Genomic DNA, 17710 nt, shown 5'->3' on the forward strand with positions numbered 1-17710 from the left:
AGCCGAATGCGTCATCGCATATGGTTAATTGCCCCCGGCAGGACCAGAGTAAACGTTATGAAGACGTTGTCGATCGATGTCCGGCGGGCCGAGCCGCATGATGCCCGAGCCATTTCGGAGACCCACAGGCTCGCCTGGCAGCACACCTATGCGGGGATCATTCCGCATCGCGCCCTGACGCAGATGATCGAGCGGCGCGGCGAAAACTGGTGGCGCAAGGCGACGCGCGGACCTGCGACATTGCTGGTTCTCGATGTCGCAGGCACGGTCGCCGGTTATGCGACGCTCGGTCTCAACCGCGCCCGCGCCTTGCCGCAGGAAGGCGAAATCTACGAGCTTTATCTGCGCCCCGAATATCAGGGCATCGGCCTCGGCAGGATGCTGTTCGGCGAGGCGCGCCGGCTCTTGAAGTCGCTCGGATGCAATGGTTTGGTCGTCTGGTGCCTTGAGGACAACGAGAATGCCAGCCGGTTCTATCGCAGTCACGGCGGCATGGATTTCTGCGAGGGCATGGAAAATTTCGACCACAAGCAGTTGAAGAAAATCGGCTTTATCTGGAACTGAAACCGACTGGCGGGCAGTTCGCTCATCTCTCGCTAGAATTTTGATGTGGCTGCGCGCCGATGCCATCACGCATTGGTGATGTCAAATGTTGCGTTGCCGCATGAAACTGATTATCTGGCTGCGAGCAATTCAACCTCGCAGGAGTTTCGTATGCGCATCGACGCCGTTTCAATCGGTAAGAATCCCCCTGAAGACGTCAACGTTATTGTCGAGGTTCCGGTCGGCGGTCATCCAATCAAGTATGAAATGGATAAGGAAGCCGGCACGCTCGTCGTCGACCGCTTCCTCTATACGCCGATGACCTATCCGGGCAATTACGGCTTCGTGCCGCATACGCTCTCGGAAGACGGCGACCCGATCGACGTTCTAATCGCCAGCACCCGTCCGCTGGTCCCGGGCTGCGTCATCAACGTGCGCCCGATCGGCGTCCTGAAGATGGAAGACAATTCCGGCAAGGACGAGAAGATCATCGCCGTACCGTCGCCGAAGCTGACGCTGCGCTACGAGAAGGTCAAGGAATACACGGACCTTCCGGAAATCACGCTGAAGCAGATCGAGCACTTCTTCGAGCACTATAAGGATCTGGAGCCCGGCAAGTGGGTGAAGATCTACGGCTGGGGCAGCGCCCAGGAAGCCGGCGCCCTCATCCTCGAAGCCATCGAGCGTGCGAAGACGACGAAGGGCTGATCATTCAGCCGAAAAAGAGGCCTCGAGCTTTCTTGCCAAATCCTCCGGATCGCCATCGATCCGGAGGATTTTTTTACGTGCGGTTTCGCCGGAGACGAGGCTGACGGACGATTGGGGAATATGCAGGGAGTCTGCGACGAGAAGGATGAGAGCCTTGTTGGCCCTGCCTTTCTCAGGCACCGCGGTGACGCGTGCCTTGAGAAGCGTTCCGCCTTCACCATCGGCCTCGATGCCGTCGAGCGAGTCTCGCCCGGCATTCGGCGTCAGCCGAATGGCCAGGCGCAGATGATCAGCGAACAGCCTCCAGGGAGGGCTCAAGAGACCAGCGGGTAAAGCGTGGTCCAAAGGAAGGTGCGCAGGAAGAAGATGATCACCAGCAGGATGATCGGAGAAATGTCGATGCCGCCGAGATTCGGCAGCAGCCGACGGATCGGCTTCAGCGCGGGTTCGGTGACATTGTAGAGGAACATGCCCACCGAATTGACGAACTGGTTGCTGGAATTGATGACGTTGAACGCATAGAGCCAGGAGAAAACGGCACTGGCAATCAGTATCCAGGTGTAAATATTCAAAACCAAATCAATGGTTTGAAACAAGGCAAACATCGTCGTCTCCAATTGGTTGTTGACAGACATGTAGACATTGGCGACTAAACGGGCAAGTGCCGTGTCGAAACGCATGGCAGATCATGTTTAACGGGCGGCTTCGCAGCCATTCCGGCGCCCGCTTCCTCGGACAAGGCTCATGTCGTTTTCGCCCACCGGAGACCGTTTTGCCGCGTTCCGGCATTCGTCTTACACCCGCTTCTTCTTCGCGCGCTTTCTGCTTTCCTTCTCGCAGCAGATCGTCAGTGTCGCCGTCGGCTGGCAGATGTACGATCAGACGGGCAAGGCGATCTATCTCGGCCTGATCGGCCTCGTGCAGTTCCTGCCGTCGCTGCTGCTCATCCTGGTCACCGGCTCGGTGGCCGACCGGCACAATCGCCGGGCCATCGCCGCGCTGTGCTCGCTGGTGAGCGCGCTCTGCACGCTGGCGCTGCTCGTCATGACGGCGACGGAGGCTTTCGCGCCCTGGCCGGTCTTTGCGGTGCTGCTGATCTTCGGCATCGAACGCGCCTTCATGTCGCCGGCGGTGCAGTCGCTCGCGCCCAATCTCGTGCCGGAGCATGCCCTTTCCAACGCGATCGCCTGGAACTCTTCCTCCTGGCAGCTGGCGGCGATCACCGGGCCGGTGCTCGGCGGTCTGCTTTATGGCATCAGCGCCTCGACGGCCTATACGGTTGCGGTGGTCTTTTCCATCCTCGGCGCAGCCCTTCTCTATATGATCCCGAAGCCGGAACAGAAAACGACAGGCGAGGCGAAGAGTTGGGCGATGATCCTCGGCGGTTTCAGTTTCATCCGCGCCGAGAAAGTCGTGCTCGGGGCGATCTCACTCGATCTTTTCGCCGTGCTGCTCGGCGGCGCCACCGCGCTGATGCCGATCTTCGCACGCGATATCCTGACGCTCGGGCCCTGGGGCCTCGGATTGCTGCGCGCCGCCCCCGGGCTCGGCGCCATCGTCATGGCGGTCTTCCTGGCCGCCTATCCGCTGAAGCACCGCGCCGGCCTCTATATGTTCATCGGCGTTGCCCTGTTCGGTGTCGGTACCATCATCTTCGGTGTCTCGACCAGCACCGAAGTCTCCATCGCCGCCCTCGCCCTGATGGGGGCGGCCGACATGATATCGGTTTATGTGCGTGAGAGCCTGATCGCGCTGTGGACGCCGGATCATCTGCGCGGCCGGGTCAATGCCGTCAACATGGTCTTCGTCGGCGCGTCGAACGAGCTCGGCGAATTCAGGGCAGGCACGATGGCATCGATCTTCGGCGCGGTGCCGGCAGTCGTCATCGGCGGTATCGGAACGCTCGCGGTCGCGGCGATCTGGGCTTCGAGTTTCCCGAAACTACGCCGGATCGATTCCCTCGACGCGCCCAGCGGATCAGCATAACGGTCTGGCCTGCCGGGCCGCGGCGGTCTATGCGGAAAGCGTGATCGGGGAGGCTGCTTTCGCCGTCTTGCCTTCGAAGACGATATCGAGAAATTCGGTCAGCCAGGCTCTCAGCGGCGCGTCGAACAGCATGCGGCCTTCAAGATGTTCGCGGCCCTGCTGGGCGTTCGGCAGGATGAAGCGGTGCGCGCCATGCACGACCCAGCGATGCATCATCACCCGGGTGAGCTCGGCATGGAACTGCAGGCCCCAGGCATTGCCGTCATAGCGGAAGGCCTGGTTCGGATAGGCATCGCCTTCGGCCAGGAGATCGGCGCCATGCGGCAGCTCGAAGCCTTCGCGGTGGAAATGATAGACCATCTTCGGCCAGTGCATCAGCAACCTGCCTCTCTCCGTCGGTCTCAGCGGATACCAACCGATCTCCGTCGAGCCGTCGGCATTCGGCTGCACCTTGCCGCCGAGCTGATGGACCAGCATCTGCGCGCCGAGGCAGATGCCGAGATAGGGGCGCTTTTCCCGCAGCGGAATTTTGATCCAGTCGATCTCTTTCTTGACGAAGTCATCGGGATCGTTGGCGCTCATCGGCCCGCCGAAGACGACGACACCGGCATGATCGGCAAGCGTCGCCGGAAGCGGCTCGCCGAGAACCGGGCGACGAATATCGAGGCGGTAGCCCTTTTCGACGAGCAACTGGCCGACGCGGCCGGGGCTCGACCGCTCCTGATGCAGGACGATGAGGATGGGACGCCAGTCGCGGTTCGGATCTTGCTCAGTCGCTGTCATCTTGCAAAACCTGGACATCGGTCACCCTGGCGGCGGCCTCCTGCCGCTTTTGGATGCGCTCGCGCGAGGAGACGCCGAGCAGGTCGGCGATCCGCCAGATCACGTGGTCTTCCATCTCGCTGCGTTCGCCATCGGCATAGACGATGTCCCAGAGGACGCCGATCAGCTCCAGCCGCTGCTCGGTGTTGAGGTGGCGCTTGAGATCGGAGGTGAAGCGGTAATAGTCGACCGCGGTGCTTTCGGCCTCTAGGCCGGCGGCCATCAGGGCGTCGAGCTGTTTGCCGTCGAGCGCGTATTGCTCCTTCAGGAGCTTGCGCAGCCGTTTCTTTTCGCTGGTCTTGATCTGGCCGTCGGCTTCCATGACCTGCATGCAAAGCGCCGCCACCGCGATGCGCGGATCGTCGGGGGCAAAGCCCTTCCTGGCGTGATCGGAGGTCAGATTATGGAAGAAGGCCTGGAAGCGTTCGAACATGCGGTTGTCGTTCCATTTCAGAAAAGGCGGAGCCGTGTCCTGGATTCCGGTTCCGTCCTGGGATCGCGAACGCCCGGATCGTCGGGCAATCCACCGAAGAAGGGCTTGGCCTCGCTCGGCGCGGGCACCTTATCGCCGGCCGCCGGTTCGGGCTTCGGTTTCGTCGGCGCCGGCTTGGGCGCCGGCCGGACCGCCTCGGCAATGGTTGCCGCGCGTTCGAGCTCGATGATGCGATGGTCGTTGACCGGGCTTTCCGGCTTGACGTCGCGCAGAGGCGGCAGCGTCTTCAGCGCGGTTTCGATCGAAGCAGGCGCCGAACCGTCCTCGAGCGGACCCTCGATCTGACCGAAGGGTGCTTTCCATTCGAAGGCGTCGATGCGGCCGGTCACCGGCGATACCGGCAGCCACTTGTCGGAGACGAAGCCGTCGGCCACCCAGGCCGGATCGCGCGGGGCTTTCAGCGCCTGGGCGAGCCAGTGGCGCACGCGGCCCTGGTCGCCGGTTTCGGCTTCCTCGATGTCGGCCAGCAGCAGGAAGGCAGCTTCGCGTGGCTCTATGCGCGCGGCCGCTTCCGCCTTGGCGCGGGCCTTGGCGAATTCCTGCGCGTCGAGAGCGGCCTGCGCGACGACGAGAAGGGATTCGACATTGTTGGGACGCATTCCTTCCAGCCGTTCGGCTCGCTTCAGCCGGTCGAGGGTGGAATCGCCGCTGCGCGCCTTGACATAGGTGCGGCCGATCTCGGGATGAGGCGCCGATTTCCATGCCTGCTCGAGGATCGAGGCGGCCTTGCGCAAGCCGCCTTCGCGGAAGAGAGCCTTGGCGGCGATGAGGGCGGCCGGGATGAAATCGGCGGCGAGCTTCAGCGCCTGCAGGGCGTCGTCACGGGCGCCGGCCGGGTTGCCTTCCAGCCTTTCGTCTGCGCGCGCCGTCAGGAGGACGGCATGCAGGCGGTTGGCTTCGGCCTTTTCGACGACGCGGGCCGCCTTCTGCTGTTCGAGCAGGCGGATTGCATCGTCCCAGCGGCCGGCCTGGCTGCGATATTCGAGCGTCGCCTGTGCGGCCCAGGGCAGGTAAGGCGCATTGTCGGCAGCCTTCTCGGCATATTGGCGGGCGGCCTCGTTGGCGCCGAGGCGGCGGGCTTCCAGATAGAGACCGCGCAGTCCGAGTTCGCGCGTCTCGGGGTCGTTGGCCATGGCTTCGAACTTGGCGCGCGCCTCATCATGGCGGCCTTCGATCAGCGCAGCCTGAGCCTCGAGCAGATTGATCAGCGGTTCCTGATCGGCGCGGATGAGGCCGCGCGAGCGAGCGGCCATCTTGCGTGCGAGCAGCGCGTTGCCGGCGCCGGCGGCAATCAGGCCGGTGGACAGCGCCTGATAGCCGCGGTCGCGCTTGCGGGCGCGGAAATAGCGGGTCACGGAATGCGGCGAGGTCCAGATCAGGCGAACGAACCACCAGACGATCATCACGGCGGCGATGAGAGCGATGATCGCGCTCACGGCGACGATCAGCTTCGTCTGATAGATCTGACCCTCCCAGATCAGCGAGATGTCGCCGGGACGATCGGCGAACCAGGAGAAGCCATAGGCGAGAAGCAGCACCAGGACGGCGAAGACGACGAGTCTGATCATGGTCTCACCCCTCCTTGCCGGTGCCGGTGACGGCCTTCGACAGTGCCCCGCCGACCAGTTCCTCGACGCGGATGCGCGCTTCCAGCGACTGCTTGAAGGCGGCGGAGGCCTGCTTGGCGGGAGCGGGCAGATTGATCCATTCGGAAGACGCGCCGGGCAGGTCGCCGTTCTTCACCTTGTCCTCCATGCGGGCGGCGATCGCTTCGACGCTCTCGCCTTCGATATTGCCGACGGGTCGGACGGTCACCAGCGATTTCGCGCTCGCCATCAGACGGTCCGACCAGCTCTGGTTCGGGTCCGGCTGGTTGACGGCTTCGACGATCGTGGTCGCAACGTCGGGAGCCTGACGCATCAGCTCTGCGCGCGAGGGAATGCCGGTCTCGGCAAAGGCGCGCAGGTCGGCGACGGCAGGATCGTCGGGCGCCACACCGGCGAAAGTATCGAGTTCGGCAAGGAAGGGGCCGCCGCGATCGATCGCCGCCTTGAGTGCGGCTGCCGCGATCGCCCGGGCGACGGCGACATCCTCGCGCGGCTCGTTGAGCTTCTTTTCAGCCTCGGCGAGGCGCTTGGCAATATCGGCGTCGCTGCTCGTCTGCTGGTCGGAGGACTGGGCGAGCATCGAACGCAGCTGATCGACCTGACCGCTCAACTCCGCAATCTTCTGGCTGAGCGCATCGACATTCGCCGAATCGGCCGGTGCACCGGCTGCGGGAGCCTTGGCCGCCGTTTCCAGCGCGGCGATACGCTGTTCAAGCGCCGCGTCATCCGTGCTTGCCGGGTTGGCGGCCAGATTGGCGACGGCCTGTTTCAGCCCGTCGATCTCGCCGGAAAGATTGGCGGTCTCCGCCGAGGAGGTCTGTTGCGAGGAGGAACCCGGGAGGTAACCGGCATATTGAATGGCGCCTGCACCGAGCAGAGCGACGAGGCCGCCGAAGATGCCGGCGGCGATGAGGCCCGAGGTGCCGCCCCGCGGAGCCGGCTGTTCGGGAGGGGGCGTGAAGGCAGGCTCCGGTGCTGCCGGCTCTTCTTCCCGCGCGTCCATCACGGGCTCGCCTTCATGTTCGGCAGGCGGCACGGGGTCCGTTTCGGGCTGCGCACCCAGATCTGCGGTGGTGCTGTCCGCGTCGCCGGCATCCTTCTCCACCGGCTTTTCGGCATCGTCAGCAGAGGCGAAATCCTGAGATTCGAGGTCGATCGTGACCGGCTCTTCGGCGCTCTTGGAATGGCGTGGCGGATTTCCCGATACCATGAGGTCCTCTTTATCCTGCATTGCAACGAAACTAGACAGTGATGCCAGTTAAGGGAAGAGGTTAGATCAAATTTGGGCGGCTAAAGCATTCAAAGCAGCGACAAAAGACTTTTCTCATCCGGCATCGGCGCAATCGTCGCCTTGTCTTTCAAATCCGCCGGAATGGCTTGCGCCACCACCTCGCTGAGGCAGAGAAGGCGGATTTCTCCGGCTTCCGGCAAGGCTGCCCGGAAATCGGGCAGACGAAAAAAATCGTCGGCCGTCTGCCGGGAATAGAACAGAATGGCTTCGGGCCGGCCGGCCGAGAAAAGCGCTTCGATCGCGGCGGGGCCGGGGGCGGCCGGCTGCATGCGATAACATTCGGCGACGGAAAAGCGGATGCCGAGATCGCGCAATCCCCGTTCGAAAGTTTCCGCTCGCGGCAGTCCGGCAAGGTAGAGCAAGCCGTCCGCTTTCTGCGCCGCGATCAGGTCCGCGAGATCGCGGCCGTTGCCTAGGGATGAGGAGACCGATCGGAAGCCAAGGCTTTCGGCCTCTTTCGCCGTCGCCTCGCCGACCGCAAAAAGCGGGCGGGCAAGATGAGGACGAAGCGTCTCGCCGAGATCGGAAACGACCCTGAGGGCTTCGGCGCTGGTCACGGCGATCGGGCCGCTGCCGGCTGCAAGCGCGCGCGCGGCGGCGGCACTGTCGTGCAGCGGCTGGCGCAGCGGCAGCAGCAGCGGCTCGTGGCCCATATCGCGCAGACGTTGAGCGGTTTTCTCGGCCGAATGCGCGGGGCGGGTGACGAGCACGCGCATGGCTGCTTCAGTGCCAGTCGTCGAAGAAGGCGCTGCCGGCCCTGGCGCGCACGTCCTGCCCGGCGCGGGTGCCGAGGGCGGCCGCATCGCGGCGGTGGCCGTCGATCGTCACCGCATGCTGGCTGCGGCCGTCGGGCGTGATGATGAGGCCGGAAAAGCGGATGAGGTCGCCCTCGCAGACGGCATAACCGCCGATCGGCGTGCGGCAGGAGCCGTCGAGCGCGGCGAGAAAGGCGCGTTCGCAGGAGACGGTGTCGAAAGTGGGCGCGTCGTTGACCGGCGCCAGGAGATCGTCGATCCTGGTGTCGCCGATGCGGCTTTCGATGCAGATCGCGCCCTGGGCCGGCGCCGGCGGGAAGGTGTCCGGGTCGAGAATATCGGTAAGCACCTCGACCTTCCCAAGCCGTTTCAGGCCGGCAAGCGCCAGCAGGGTCGCATCCACTTCGCCCTCTTCCAGCTTGCGCAGGCGCGTTTCGACCAGGCCGCGGAAGGTGATGACCTTGATGTCGGGCCGCATGCGGCGGATCAGCGCCTGGCGGCGCAGCGACGAGGAGCCGACGGTTGCGCCATGCGGCAGGTCGATCAGCTTGGGCGCGGTGCGGCCGATGACGGCGTCACGGACATCCTCGCGCGGAAGGTAGGCGGAGAGATGAAGGCCGTCGGGCAGCTTCGTCGGCATGTCCTTGGTGGAGTGCACGGCGAAATCCAGCTCGCCCGCGGCAAGCTTCTGTTCGAGCTCTTCCGTAAAGAGGCCCTTGCCGCCGATCTCGGCGAGCGACCGGTCGGTGATGCGGTCGCCCTTGGTCGAGAGTACGACGATCTCGAACATCTCCTCAGGCAGGTGATGCGCCGCCATCAGCCTGTCGCGGGCCTCATGCGCCTGGGCAAGCGCCAGCGGGCTGCCTCGCGTGCCAATCCGGAAAGGTTTTGTTTGCATCCGCTCTGTTCCGTTGTTACCGGAGTTCTCGTAAACGGGTTTCGGCCCCATCGCAATCAACGAACAGGCCTTATGGTTCCCTTTCTGCGCATCCTTGGCATCGAAACGAGCTGCGACGAAACCGCCGCGGCGGTCGTCGAGCGCGATGCGGAAGGGCGCTCCAGGATACTCTCCGACGTGGTGCTTTCCCAGCTCGACGAGCACAGCGCCTATGGCGGCGTGGTGCCGGAGATCGCCGCGCGCGCCCATGTCGAGGCGCTGGACGAACTGATAGAGCAGGCCTTGGCGCGCGCCAATGTGTCGCTTGATGATGTCGACGCCATCGCCGCCACATCGGGGCCGGGGCTGATCGGCGGGCTGCTTGTGGGGTTGATGACCGGCAAGGCGATCGCGAGAGCTGCCGGCAAGCCGCTCTATGCGGTCAACCATCTCGAAGGGCACGCGCTGACGGCGCGGCTGACCGACGGGCTATCCTTTCCCTATCTGATGCTGCTCGTTTCCGGCGGCCATACGCAATTGATCCTCGTGCGCGGCGTCGGGCAGTATGAGCGCTGGGGCACGACGATCGACGATGCGCTCGGCGAAGCCTTCGACAAGACGGCAAAGCTGCTCGGCCTGCCCTATCCCGGCGGCCCGGCGGTGGAGCGGATGGCGCGGGACGGCAACCCCGATCGTTTCGCTTTTCCGCGCCCGCTCGTCGGTGAGGCACGGCTCGATTTTTCCTTTTCCGGGTTGAAGACGGCGGTGCGGCAGGCCGCACAGGAGATCGCGCCGCTCAGCGATCAGGACGTCGCGGATATCTGCGCCTCGTTCCAGAAGGCGATTTCGCGCACGTTGAAGGACCGCATCGGCCGCGGCCTGCAGCGGTTCAAGACGGAATTTCCTTTAACCGGCGAGAAGCCGGCGCTCGTCGTTGCCGGCGGTGTCGCCGCCAATCTCGAACTGCGCGGCACGCTGCAGGCGCTATGCGACAAGAACGGTTTCCGTTTCATTGCACCGCCGCTCAGCCTCTGCACCGACAATGCCGTGATGATCGCCTGGGCGGGACTGGAGCGCATGGCGACAGGCGCAGCGCCTGACACACTCGACGTGCAGCCGCGTTCGCGCTGGCCGCTCGATTCCAAGGCGGAGACGCTGATCGGTTTCGGAAAAAGAGGGGCCAAGGCATGAGCGAAAAGATCGCCGTCGTTGGATCAGGGGCTTTCGGCACGGCGCTCGCCGCCGTTATCGCTCTTACCGGGCGGAGCGCGGTGACGCTCGTCGGGCGCGATCCGTCGCTCATCGCCGATCTGAAGGCCGAACGCCTGCATGACGCGGTGCTGCCCGGCATCCCGTTGCCCGAGTCGCTGGAGTTTTCGGCCGAGGCGGATGCGATCGCCGGGGCCTCCATCGTGCTCTTTGCCATGCCCTCGCAAGCCCAGGCCGACGCCGCGCGGCAATATGGCCCTTGCCTCTCCAAGGATGCCGTCGTCGTCAGCTGCGCCAAGGGCATCGAGCGGGCAACGGGCAATCTTTTGACCGACATGCTGGAGCGGGAGCTGCCGGACCATCCGGTCGCCGTACTTTCCGGTCCGGGCTTCGCCGCCGATATCGCCAAAGGCCTGCCGACGGCGATGGCGATCGCGGCTGGTGACATGGAGACCGCGGAGCGGCTGGCGCAAGCGATCTCCGGCCGGACCTTTCGGCTCTATGCCTCCGACGACCGGGTCGGCGTACAGCTCGGCGGCGCCCTGAAGAACGTTCTGGCGATCGCCTGCGGCATCGTCGAAGGCGGCGGTATCGGCGATTCGGCGCGTGCGGCGCTGATTGCGCGCGGACTTGCGGAAATGTCGCGCTTCGTCGTCGCCAAGGGCGGGAAGGCGGATACCGTGCGCGGGCTTTCCGGCCTCGGCGATCTGGTGCTGACGGGAACGAGCCATCAATCGCGAAACCTGCGCTTCGGCATCGCGCTCGGGCGCGGCGAAAAGGTCGATCCCCTGCAAGGGGCACTGGTGGAAGGCGCGCTTGCCGCCTCCGTCGCCTCGCGGCTTGCGGCGGAACTTTCGATCAGCATGCCGATCACCGATGCCGTTTCCGCCATCATCGACGGCAAGCTCGACATATCGGACGCCATCGAGCAGTTAATGACGCGTCCAATCACCACCGAATAGGAGAATAGACATGCTGTTCGCCCTTCTCTGCAAGGACAAGCCGGGACATTTGAACGTCCGCATGGAGACGCGGCCGACGCATCTCGAATATCTGAACGGCCTGAACGCTGCGGGCACGCTGAAAATCGCCGGCCCATTTCTCGATGACGAGGGCAAAGCCTGCGGCAGCCTCATCGTCGTCGAAGCGGAAACGAAGGACGCTGCGCGTGCGCTTGCCGATGCCGATCCTTACGCCAAGGCCGGCCTGTTCGAAAGCGTGGAGGTCAAGGCCTTCAACTGGGTCTTCAACAAGCCGGAGGCGTGAGCATGGCGCACTGGCTCTATAAATCCGAACCCGCCTCCTGGTCCTGGGAGCAGCAGAAGGCTGCCGGCGAAAAGGGTACGGAATGGACCGGCGTTCGCAACTATCTGGCGCGCAACAACATGCGGGCGATGCAGATCGGCGACAAGGGTTTCTTCTACCACTCCAATGATGGGTTGGAGATCGTCGGCATCGTCGAGGTCTGCGCCTTGTCGCATCCCGATTCCACTGCCAAGGGCGATCCGAAGTGGGATTGCGTCGATATCCGCGCCGTCATGGACATGCCGAAGCCGGTGACGCTGAAGGATGTGAAGGCGAGCGAGAAACTCGCCAAGATGTCGCTCGTCACCTCCATGCGGCTTTCGGTGCAGCCGGTGACCGATGACGAATGGGCCGAAGTCTGCCGCATGGGCGGGCTGGACAATCCGCCGCGTTGAAAACCGATCCCGAAGCCTTCATCCGTGCCAATACCAGCGTCATGGCGCCGCCGCACGTGCCGGAGATTTCACTCCATCTCGCGAGCGAGGCGCATGACCTCTGGCTGAAGACGGAGGAGGAGCTGGAAGCGATCGGTCTGCCGCCGCCCTTCTGGGCTTTCGCCTGGGCGGGCGGGCAGGGATTGGCGCGCTATATCCTCGATCATCCGGAAACGGTGCGGGGCAAGCGCGTGCTGGATTTCGCCAGCGGTTCCGGTCTCGTCGGCATTGCGGCTGTCATGGCCGGCGCCCGGGAGGTCACGGCGAGCGATATCGATCCCTGGGCGGAGACGGCGATCCGGTTGAACGCGGAGGTCAATTGCGTTTTAGTCGAATTTACGGGCGCAGATCTGATCGGAGAGACCGTCGATGCGGATATCCTGCTTGCCGGCGATGTCTTTTACGACCGCACTTTCGCAGATGCGCTCATCCCCTGGTTCTCGCGGCTCGCGCAGCAGGGCAAACTGGTTCTGGTCGGTGACCCAGGCCGAAGCTACCTGCCGCGGGAGCGGCTGGAATTCCGCGCGGTCTATCAGGTGCCGGTGACGCGGGCGCTGGAGGACAGCGAAATCAAGAAGACGACGGTCTGGCGTTTCACCTGAGATTTCACGGCCGGATGACGCAGACATTGGCCTCGTAGCTGCAGGGGTCGTCCTGCACGGCGACGTGGATGACCTTCGCCTTCGGCATCAGCGGCTCCGGCCGCGCCGCCGGATAGAAGCCGTAGCCATTGCCGCCGACATAGGTTCCGCCATCGACCTGATAGACATAGGTCGAGCCGGAATAGGTGCCACCGCCATCCCAACCCGGCGCTTGCGGCGCGAAAATGACGAGACTGCGCGCCGTGCGATGCGTCGTCCCCGACGAGAAACGCGTCAGTGTCGGCATCCTATTCCTGCCGGGCCGATGGCCGTAAGCATGGCGGAAACGGATGCCGCGATCGCGCCAGCTCGCCCGTTCGCCGAGAAACAATCCGTTGTGAAGCGCGTGGCGATGGCCGGCAAAGCGATAATCATGACGGCGCTCGCCTGCTGTGGCCGGCAGTGCGGCAAGTGCGGCAAGCGCAAGCAGGGTGACTGCGGACAGACTGCGGAACATGGGCGCCGGACTCCGGAAATCCAACCGTTAACAAATCGTTAACGCCAGATTGCGCCAAAAGCCGCGGCTTGTCCATTCATCCGGGAGGAGCGGCTTAAATATTGAGCGTGAAAGGCCAGTTTCGGTAGGCCGCAAACTTCCCGGTAACCCGAATCGATTAAATTAAAAGCAGACAGCGATTGTGCTTGTCGTCGGGCTTTCCGGTGAGTAAACGTCGCAATTGATGCAACGCACACAGAGAATTTTGTCATTCGTGTGGTTGACTGAGCATGCTCCGAAATCCGGGAGCGCAGAGAAGCCGCCGCGAGGTTCTGATGGCGAACGTGACAAATAACCGGCCCCTGTCGCCGCATTTGCAAGTCTACAAGCTTATTCCCACCATGGTCATGTCCATCGTCCACCGCATTACCGGCGGTGCGCTCTATGTCGGCACGCTGCTCATCGCCTGGTGGCTGATCGCGGCGGCAAGCGGCCAAGCGTCGTATGATTGGGCCAACTGGGTGCTCGGCAGCCTTCTCGGCAAGCTCGTGCTGCTCGGCTACACCTGGGCATTGCTGCACCACATGCTCGGCGGTTTCCGCCATCTCATGTGGGACCTCGGCTATGGTTTCGAGAAGGAAGTCTCGACCAAGCTCGCCATCGCCAATGTCGTCGGGTCGCTCTGTCTGACCGTACTGGTCTGGGTGATCGGCTTCCTCATTCGTTTCTGAAGGTCCTCTCATGGATATGCGCACCCCCCTCGGCAAGGTTCGCGGGCTCGGCTCCGCCAAGGAAGGCACGAGCCATTTCTGGCGTCAGCGGCTGACAGCCGTCTCCAACATTCCGTTGATCCTGTTCTTCGTCATCTTCATGATCGCCTATGCCGGCGCGCCCTATGCGGATGTGGTCCGCGCGCTGTCGAACCCGTTCGTCGCCGTGGTCATGGGTCTGATGGTGATCTCGGGCGTCATCCATATGAAGCTCGGCATGCAGGTCATCATCGAGGATTACGTGCGTGGGGAGTTCGGGAAGATCGCGCTGCTGATGCTGAACACGTTCTTTGCGATCGTGATCGCCGGCCTCTGTCTCTTCGCCATTCTGAAAATCGCATTCGTAGGATAAGCTCGCTATGGCACCGACTTCACCCGCCCAGAATGGCAAGGCCTACAACTATGTCGACCACTCCTATGACGTGATCGTCGTCGGCGCCGGCGGCGCCGGGCTGCGCGCGACACTCGGCATGGCCGAACAGGGTTTCCGCACCGCCTGCATCACCAAGGTTTTCCCGACCCGCTCGCACACGGTCGCCGCACAGGGCGGCATCGCCGCCTCGCTGCGCAACATGACGCCGGACAGCTGGCAGTGGCACCTTTACGACACGGTCAAGGGTTCCGACTGGCTCGGCGATGTCGACGCCATGCAGTATCTGACCATGGAAGCGCCGAAGGCGGTCTATGAGCTCGAACATTACGGCGTGCCGTTCTCGCGCAACGAGGAAGGCAAGATCTACCAGCGTCCGTTCGGCGGCCATATGCAGAATTACGGCGAAGGCCCACCGGTGCAGCGCACCTGCGCCGTCGCCGACCGGACCGGCCACGCCATCCTGCACACGCTCTACGGCCAGTCGCTGCGCCACAACGCCGAATTTTTCATCGAGTATTTCGCGCTCGACCTGATCATGTCTGAAGACGGCAGCCGTTGCACCGGCGTCGTCGCCTGGTGCCTCGATGACGGCACGATCCATCGCTTTGCCGCCAAGATGGTGGTGCTGGCGACCGGCGGCTACGGCCGCGCCTATTTCTCGGCGACCTCGGCCCATACCTGCACCGGCGACGGCGGCGGCATGGTGGCGCGCGCCGGCCTGCCGCTGCAGGACATGGAATTCGTCCAGTTCCACCCGACCGGCATCTACGGTTCGGGCTGTCTGATCACCGAGGGCGCGCGCGGCGAAGGCGGCTACCTCGTCAACTCCGAGGGCGAGCGCTTCATGGAGCGCTACGCGCCTTCGGCCAAGGACCTTGCCTCGCGCGACGTCGTTTCGCGCTGCATGACGCTGGAGATCCGCGAAGGCCGCGGCGTCGGCAAGAACAAGGATCACATCTTCCTGCATCTCGACCACCTCGACCCGGCCGTTCTGCATGAACGCCTGCCGGGGATTTCGGAGAGCGCGAAGATCTTCGCCGGCGTCGACGTCACGCGCGAGCCGATCCCGGTTCTGCCGACCGTTCACTACAATATGGGCGGCATTCCCACGAACTACTGGGGCGAAGTGCTGAACGCCGACGGCGCCAATCCGGAGCGGATCATCCCCGGTCTGATGGCGGTGGGCGAGGCAGGCTGCGCCTCGGTGCACGGCGCCAACCGCCTCGGCTCCAACTCGCTGATCGACCTCGTGGTCTTCGGCCGCGCCGCCGCGATCCGCGCCGGCGAGGTCATCGACCGCGCGGCGCCGATCCCGCATCTCAACGTCGCGGCCTGCGACAAGATCATGGATCGCTTCGACGGCCTGCGCCACGCCAGCGGCAGCACGCCGACGGCTGACCTGCGCGAGAAGATGCAGCGCGCCATGCAGGAAGACGCGGCGGTGTTCCGCACGCAGGAATCGCTGGAATCCGGCTGCCGCCGCATCTCGGCGATCTGGCAGGAAATGCGCGACATCAAGGTCACTGACCGCTCGATGGTCTGGAACTCGGACCTCGTGGAAACGCTCGAGTTGCAGAACCTGATGGCCAACGCCATCACGACGATCTACGGCGCCGAGGCCCGCAAGGAGAGCCGCGGTTCGCATGCCCGCGAGGACTATACCGAGGGCGCATTCGCCGGCCGCGACGACGTCAACTGGCGCAAGCATACGCTTGCCTGGGTGAACGAGGCGGGCGACGTGAAACTCGATTACCGGCCAGTTCACACCGAGCTGATCGCGGAAGGCATCGATCCGCACAAGATCGAGCCAAAAGCTCGCGTATACTGATTTCAAGAGGAACCTATCATGGTTGAACTCGCTCTCCCCAAGAACTCTCAGATGCGCGAAGGCAAGGTGTGGCCGAAGCCGGCGGGTGCGACGAACACCCGCGAGTTCCGCGTCTACCGCTGGAGCCCGGACGACGGCCAGAACCCGTCGATCGACACTTTCTACATCGATGTCGACGATTGCGGCCCGATGGTGCTCGATGGTCTGCTCTACATCAAGAACAAGATCGATCCGACGCTGACCTTGCGCCGCTCCTGTCGCGAGGGCATCTGCGGTTCCTGCGCGATGAACATCGACGGCACGAACACGCTCGCCTGCACCAAGGGTCTCGACGATATCAAGGGCGCGGTGAAAATCTACCCGCTGCCGCACTTGCCGGTCGTCAAGGATCTGGTTCCGGATCTCACTAACTTCTACGCCCAGCATCGTTCGATCGAGCCCTGGCTGAAGACGGTGTCGCCGGCGCCGGCCAAGGAATGGAAGCAGAGCCATGAGGACCGGCAGAAGCTCGACGGCCTCTATGAATGCATCCTCTGCGCCTGCTGCTCGACCTCCTGTCCGAGCTACTGGTGGAACGGCGACCGTTACCTCGGCCCGGCCGTTCTGCTGCAGGCCTATCGCTGGCTGATCGACAGCCGAGACGAGGCGACCGGCGAGCGCCTGGACAATCTCGAGGATCCGTTCCGCCTCTACCGCTGCCACACGATCATGAACTGTGCGCAGACCTGCCCGAAGGGCCTCAACCCGGCTAAGGCGATCGCCGAGATCAAGAAGATGATGGTCGAACGCCGGGTTTGACCAGCGCGCATGCCGATAGTGCGATGGACGGCTTCGACCCCGAAGCCGTCTCGGTGGCGGTACGATCTTTCCGGGACATTGCGGGAGTTCGGCAAGGATCCTTGCAGAGATGAACCGCACAACACCTTGCTGACAAATTCTATGTGCAGGAAGTTTTGCAGCGAGACAGTTGAACTGTATCGTTTTTCGATTAGGTGTTGTCATCGGCAATTTATGCTGTGCGACTTGATTAACCAAAGCGAATTACGGTAATCGAACTTGTCTCACGCCCGTTTCTCTGCGGCGATAGCCGAATTCAGGAGTATGATGATGCAGTTGCGATATGCGATGACAGGTCTGGTGTTGGCTCTCGCGCTAGCCGGTTGTGATCGGACGGCATATAATTACAACTCCAACTCAAACTCGGTGCCGACGCCATTGACGGCGCAGCCGGTTCCCTCGGTGCAAGGCGGGCAGCTTCCGCCGCCGAGCGGCAGCTCGCAGTTTCCGGCCGCGCCGGCGTCCGCTTCGCCGATGCCGGGTGCGCAGCCGGGCGCGGTCGCCGCGAATGCGCTCGACGTCACCAAGGAATCGATGGTCGGGAGCTGGCGCGTCAACGGCAGCTGCGACATGTTCCTAACGCTCACCAATCTCGGCAGCGGTTCGCGCGGCGGCACGCGCGGCTGCGTCGGCGAGCTGACGGCGATGGGCTCCTGGGAGGTTGCAGGCAAGCAGGTTCTGCTCAAGGACCGTTCCGGTAACCAGATCGGCAGCGTCTACAAGACGGCCGACAACCGCTTTGAGGGACAGACCAGCACAGGCCAGCAGATCAGCCTCAGCCGGTAATCAACCGGC

General features: G+C 63.6%; 22 protein-coding genes. 13 read left to right on the top strand and 9 right to left on the bottom strand.

What is annotated here, in order from left to right:
* The first annotated feature begins 57 nt into the window (after positions 1–57).
* Together ATY77_RS24435 and ppa are read left to right on the top strand one after the other, a co-directional pair.
* Positions 58–564: a GNAT family N-acetyltransferase gene (locus tag ATY77_RS24435; RefSeq protein ID WP_088677555.1), complete on the top strand. Its 507-nt coding sequence runs from the start codon at positions 58–60 to the stop codon at positions 562–564.
* A 150-nt stretch (positions 565–714) separates the two neighbouring features.
* Positions 715–1251, top strand: coding sequence for an inorganic diphosphatase (gene ppa / locus ATY77_RS24440; RefSeq protein ID WP_088677556.1), 537 nt, complete (start codon positions 715–717; stop codon positions 1249–1251).
* Here the strand turns inward: ppa and ATY77_RS24445 are convergent, their stop codons facing one another.
* Both ATY77_RS24445 and ATY77_RS24450 read right to left on the bottom strand, forming a co-directional pair.
* A complete protein-coding gene (locus tag ATY77_RS24445) occupies positions 1252–1569 on the bottom strand; it encodes a DUF167 domain-containing protein (protein WP_088689185.1) in 318 nt (105 codons plus the stop codon).
* Positions 1566–1856: a YggT family protein gene (locus ATY77_RS24450; protein WP_088677558.1), complete on the bottom strand. Its 291-nt coding sequence runs from the start codon at positions 1854–1856 to the stop codon at positions 1566–1568. Before ATY77_RS24450 ends, ATY77_RS24445 begins: the two co-directional genes overlap by 4 nt.
* Before the next feature lie 139 nt (positions 1857–1995).
* On the opposite strand from ATY77_RS24450, the gene ATY77_RS24455 reads away from it, so the two are divergent.
* Entirely contained in the window at positions 1996–3237 is a 1242-nt protein-coding gene (locus ATY77_RS24455; RefSeq protein WP_088689186.1) for an MFS transporter, read from the top strand.
* Positions 3238–3264: 27 nt separating this feature from the next.
* Here the strand turns inward: ATY77_RS24455 and ATY77_RS24460 are convergent, their stop codons facing one another.
* The 6 genes from ATY77_RS24460 to hemC all read right to left on the bottom strand — a co-directional run bounded on the left by ATY77_RS24460 (position 3265) and on the right by hemC (position 9103).
* Entirely contained in the window at positions 3265–4020 is a 756-nt protein-coding gene (locus ATY77_RS24460) for a glutamine amidotransferase (protein WP_190237694.1), read from the bottom strand.
* The gene (locus tag ATY77_RS24465) at positions 4007–4492 is read right to left on the bottom strand and encodes a TerB family tellurite resistance protein (RefSeq protein WP_088689188.1); all 486 of its coding nucleotides are present in this window, start codon (positions 4490–4492) and stop codon (positions 4007–4009) included. Before ATY77_RS24465 ends, ATY77_RS24460 begins: the two co-directional genes overlap by 14 nt.
* Before the next feature lie 17 nt (positions 4493–4509).
* Positions 4510–6120, bottom strand: coding sequence for a heme biosynthesis protein HemY (locus ATY77_RS24470; protein WP_088689189.1), 1611 nt, complete (start codon positions 6118–6120; stop codon positions 4510–4512).
* A 4-nt stretch (positions 6121–6124) separates the two neighbouring features.
* Positions 6125–7390: a COG4223 family protein gene (locus ATY77_RS24475; protein ID WP_190237695.1), complete on the bottom strand. Its 1266-nt coding sequence runs from the start codon at positions 7388–7390 to the stop codon at positions 6125–6127.
* A gap of 68 nt (positions 7391–7458) precedes the next feature.
* The gene (locus ATY77_RS24480; RefSeq protein WP_088689191.1) at positions 7459–8166 is read right to left on the bottom strand and encodes a uroporphyrinogen-III synthase; all 708 of its coding nucleotides are present in this window, start codon (positions 8164–8166) and stop codon (positions 7459–7461) included.
* Between the two features lie 7 nt (positions 8167–8173).
* Entirely contained in the window at positions 8174–9103 is a 930-nt protein-coding gene (gene hemC / locus ATY77_RS24485; protein WP_088689192.1) for a hydroxymethylbilane synthase, read from the bottom strand.
* A gap of 72 nt (positions 9104–9175) precedes the next feature.
* Here hemC and tsaD point away from each other — a divergent pair, with 72 nt between their 5' ends.
* From tsaD to ATY77_RS24510, 5 genes are read left to right on the top strand one after another with little or no spacing between them, the layout of a single operon-like run.
* Positions 9176–10273: a tRNA (adenosine(37)-N6)-threonylcarbamoyltransferase complex transferase subunit TsaD gene (gene tsaD, locus ATY77_RS24490; RefSeq protein ID WP_088689193.1), complete on the top strand. Its 1098-nt coding sequence runs from the start codon at positions 9176–9178 to the stop codon at positions 10271–10273.
* Entirely contained in the window at positions 10270–11253 is a 984-nt protein-coding gene (locus ATY77_RS24495; RefSeq protein ID WP_088689194.1) for an NAD(P)H-dependent glycerol-3-phosphate dehydrogenase, read from the top strand. Before tsaD ends, ATY77_RS24495 begins: the two co-directional genes overlap by 4 nt.
* 10 nt (positions 11254–11263) lie before the next feature.
* Positions 11264–11557 (top strand): YciI-like protein, encoded by a 294-nt coding sequence (locus ATY77_RS24500; protein ID WP_077992145.1) that lies wholly within the window; start codon positions 11264–11266, stop codon positions 11555–11557.
* 2 nt (positions 11558–11559) lie between these two features.
* The gene (locus ATY77_RS24505) at positions 11560–11991 is read left to right on the top strand and encodes an EVE domain-containing protein (RefSeq protein WP_064683804.1); all 432 of its coding nucleotides are present in this window, start codon (positions 11560–11562) and stop codon (positions 11989–11991) included.
* Positions 11988–12632 carry a methyltransferase gene (locus tag ATY77_RS24510; RefSeq protein ID WP_088689195.1) on the top strand — a complete coding sequence of 215 codons (645 nt, stop codon included), beginning with the start codon at positions 11988–11990 and terminating at the stop codon, positions 12630–12632. The genes ATY77_RS24505 and ATY77_RS24510 overlap by 4 nt, the downstream gene beginning before the upstream one ends.
* Before the next feature lie 4 nt (positions 12633–12636).
* On the opposite strand, the gene ATY77_RS24515 is transcribed toward ATY77_RS24510, so the two are convergent.
* On the bottom strand, positions 12637–13128 hold the full coding sequence (locus tag ATY77_RS24515) for a hypothetical protein (RefSeq protein WP_088689196.1): 492 nt from the start codon (positions 13126–13128) through the stop codon (positions 12637–12639).
* A 314-nt stretch (positions 13129–13442) separates the two neighbouring features.
* On the opposite strand from ATY77_RS24515, the gene sdhC reads away from it, so the two are divergent.
* The 5 genes from sdhC (at position 13443) to ATY77_RS24540 (ending at position 17701) form a co-directional block, all read left to right on the top strand.
* Entirely contained in the window at positions 13443–13838 is a 396-nt protein-coding gene (sdhC, locus tag ATY77_RS24520; protein WP_088689197.1) for a succinate dehydrogenase, cytochrome b556 subunit, read from the top strand.
* A 10-nt stretch (positions 13839–13848) separates the two neighbouring features.
* Positions 13849–14229 (top strand): succinate dehydrogenase, hydrophobic membrane anchor protein, encoded by a 381-nt coding sequence (gene sdhD, locus ATY77_RS24525; RefSeq protein ID WP_088689198.1) that lies wholly within the window; start codon positions 13849–13851, stop codon positions 14227–14229.
* Positions 14230–14236: 7 nt separating this feature from the next.
* Complete coding sequence (sdhA, locus tag ATY77_RS24530) at positions 14237–16078, top strand: succinate dehydrogenase flavoprotein subunit (protein ID WP_088689199.1); 1842 nt, start codon at positions 14237–14239, stop codon at positions 16076–16078.
* Between the two features lie 18 nt (positions 16079–16096).
* The gene (locus tag ATY77_RS24535; protein WP_088677571.1) at positions 16097–16876 is read left to right on the top strand and encodes a succinate dehydrogenase iron-sulfur subunit; all 780 of its coding nucleotides are present in this window, start codon (positions 16097–16099) and stop codon (positions 16874–16876) included.
* A 309-nt stretch (positions 16877–17185) separates the two neighbouring features.
* The gene (locus tag ATY77_RS24540; protein ID WP_088689325.1) at positions 17186–17701 is read left to right on the top strand and encodes a protease inhibitor Inh/omp19 family protein; all 516 of its coding nucleotides are present in this window, start codon (positions 17186–17188) and stop codon (positions 17699–17701) included.
* The last annotated feature ends 9 nt before the right edge of the window (positions 17702–17710 follow it).

Origin of the sequence: Rhizobium sp. R634 (genome assembly GCF_002211305.1) — a bacterium.
Lineage (GTDB): Bacteria > Pseudomonadota > Alphaproteobacteria > Rhizobiales > Rhizobiaceae > Rhizobium.

Excerpts from the sequence above, each read along its gene's own strand:
- ATY77_RS24435 (WP_088677555.1), top strand. The coding sequence starts at position 58 with ATGAAGACGTTGTCGATCGATGTCCGGCGGGCCGAGCCGCATGATGCC.
- ATY77_RS24505 (WP_064683804.1), top strand. The coding sequence starts at position 11,560 with ATGGCGCACTGGCTCTATAAATCCGAACCCGCCTCCTGGTCCTGGGAG.
- sdhC (WP_088689197.1), top strand. The coding sequence starts at position 13,443 with ATGGCGAACGTGACAAATAACCGGCCCCTGTCGCCGCATTTGCAAGTC.
- ppa (WP_088677556.1), top strand. The coding sequence starts at position 715 with ATGCGCATCGACGCCGTTTCAATCGGTAAGAATCCCCCTGAAGACGTC.
- ATY77_RS24515 (WP_088689196.1), bottom strand. The coding sequence starts at position 13,128 with ATGTTCCGCAGTCTGTCCGCAGTCACCCTGCTTGCGCTTGCCGCACTT.
- ATY77_RS24450 (WP_088677558.1), bottom strand. The coding sequence starts at position 1,856 with ATGTTTGCCTTGTTTCAAACCATTGATTTGGTTTTGAATATTTACACC.
- ATY77_RS24535 (WP_088677571.1), top strand. The coding sequence starts at position 16,097 with ATGGTTGAACTCGCTCTCCCCAAGAACTCTCAGATGCGCGAAGGCAAG.
- ATY77_RS24465 (WP_088689188.1), bottom strand. The coding sequence starts at position 4,492 with ATGTTCGAACGCTTCCAGGCCTTCTTCCATAATCTGACCTCCGATCAC.
- sdhA (WP_088689199.1), top strand. The coding sequence starts at position 14,237 with ATGGCACCGACTTCACCCGCCCAGAATGGCAAGGCCTACAACTATGTC.
- hemC (WP_088689192.1), bottom strand. The coding sequence starts at position 9,103 with ATGCAAACAAAACCTTTCCGGATTGGCACGCGAGGCAGCCCGCTGGCG.
- ATY77_RS24540 (WP_088689325.1), top strand. The coding sequence starts at position 17,186 with ATGCAGTTGCGATATGCGATGACAGGTCTGGTGTTGGCTCTCGCGCTA.
- tsaD (WP_088689193.1), top strand. The coding sequence starts at position 9,176 with ATGGTTCCCTTTCTGCGCATCCTTGGCATCGAAACGAGCTGCGACGAA.
- ATY77_RS24480 (WP_088689191.1), bottom strand. The coding sequence starts at position 8,166 with ATGCGCGTGCTCGTCACCCGCCCCGCGCATTCGGCCGAGAAAACCGCT.
- sdhD (WP_088689198.1), top strand. The coding sequence starts at position 13,849 with ATGGATATGCGCACCCCCCTCGGCAAGGTTCGCGGGCTCGGCTCCGCC.
- ATY77_RS24455 (WP_088689186.1), top strand. The coding sequence starts at position 1,996 with ATGTCGTTTTCGCCCACCGGAGACCGTTTTGCCGCGTTCCGGCATTCG.
- ATY77_RS24475 (WP_190237695.1), bottom strand. The coding sequence starts at position 7,390 with ATGCAGGATAAAGAGGACCTCATGGTATCGGGAAATCCGCCACGCCAT.
- ATY77_RS24460 (WP_190237694.1), bottom strand. The coding sequence starts at position 4,020 with ATGACAGCGACTGAGCAAGATCCGAACCGCGACTGGCGTCCCATCCTC.
- ATY77_RS24470 (WP_088689189.1), bottom strand. The coding sequence starts at position 6,120 with ATGATCAGACTCGTCGTCTTCGCCGTCCTGGTGCTGCTTCTCGCCTAT.
- ATY77_RS24495 (WP_088689194.1), top strand. The coding sequence starts at position 10,270 with ATGAGCGAAAAGATCGCCGTCGTTGGATCAGGGGCTTTCGGCACGGCG.
- ATY77_RS24500 (WP_077992145.1), top strand. The coding sequence starts at position 11,264 with ATGCTGTTCGCCCTTCTCTGCAAGGACAAGCCGGGACATTTGAACGTC.